General features: G+C 56.8%; 1 protein-coding gene. It reads right to left on the bottom strand.

The genetic code is table 11. The annotated features are described in order from the left end of the window. Nucleotides 1-56: 56 nt before the first annotated feature. Nucleotides 57-1028: an IS110 family transposase gene (locus AWU77_RS02110; protein WP_062058554.1), complete on the bottom strand. Its 972-nt coding sequence runs from the start codon at nucleotides 1026-1028 to the stop codon at nucleotides 57-59. Between the last annotated feature and the right edge of the window lie 218 nt (nucleotides 1029-1246).

The following is a 1246-nucleotide window of genomic DNA, read 5'->3' as shown; positions in this document are numbered from 1 at the left end:
GTATAGGTTAAACCCGAATTGAGGTAAACCGTAGATACCGTCTTGCCCGTCAAGCCCTAAGCCGCAAATTTTGGGTCGTAGGGCTTGCCGGTGTGGATGACGCCATAGCACAGGTGCGCCAGCTTGCGCATGGCAGCGCCGATAGCAGCCATCTTGGATTTGCCCTTGGCAAGCAAACGCTCATTGAGCGCCTTGATATGCGGATTGCAACGTCGTGCGACGACGGCGGGCATGTACAGCACCTTGCGCAGATGGGCAGGGCCTGCCTTGGACATGTGAGGGCGGCCGCGCACTGAGGTGCCGGATTGCCGTTCCACAGGCACCAGGCCGAGGTAGGCTGCCAACTGTTCGGCACTATCAAACGTTCGCCCTGCAAACAGCGTGGTCATGTGGATTGCTACCCTTGGCCCCACACCTGGAATGGTCTCCAGGAGGTCCTTTTTGTCGCGAAGGTCTGGGTCGTTGTCGATGTGCGACGCAATCATCTTCTCGAGCCGATTGAGTTCAGTTTCGAGGAAGGCTATCGATTGTGCAATCGACTCGCTCACCGCTTCAGGAGTAAGACTGAAGTTATTGGCTTCTTGGCGGTTACGCTCGCGCTGTAAGTCGTCAGCGACGGCATCACGGCGTGTCAGCAGCGCCTTGAGACGACGGGCTGATTGCGATGGGGGCTGCCAGGCGTCAGGCTTTTGGGTGGCGCCAAATTTAGCCAGCACCGTGCTGTCTTGCTTGTCGGTCTTGGTCTTGACACCCAGGCCTTGCGCGAACGCGCGCACCTGCGCGGGGTTCACGAATGACACCACCAAGCCAGCGTCGGCCAAGGCCAGCGCGGCGGCCTCATGGTAAGTCCCGGTCGGTTCCATCACAACATGCGGATTGCCAGCCTTCTGCTTATCTAGCCATTCCAGCAGCTGGACAAAGCCGGCAGGGGTATTCGTAATCGACTTCGACTTCAATTTGCCATTCGATGAATCGAGCAGCATGCAATCAAGCTTGGCTTTGGCAACATCCACGCCTAGGTAAAACATAGACTCTCCTTGTGTTCTCGATCATCACACCCACTCTCCTTGTGCATACAGGGTCAGAGCCCTTGGCTACCGTCCAGTGTTTGGTATGGTGTGGAACGAGGTGAAGGGCTTGATCTACCTTCCAAGGTCGAGCCTTAAGGGTGGGCACAAGCTGGTCTTCACCTCAATTGGTGGTAGCTAACCACCAATGAGAACAAGATACAAGGGTGGGCGGGGGA

This window comes from Cellvibrio sp. OA-2007, from assembly GCF_000953825.1.
Classification (GTDB): domain Bacteria; phylum Pseudomonadota; class Gammaproteobacteria; order Pseudomonadales; family Cellvibrionaceae; genus Cellvibrio.
Note: the sequence above shows the minus strand (reverse complement) of the source record. Positions and strands in the feature narration are given on the sequence as shown.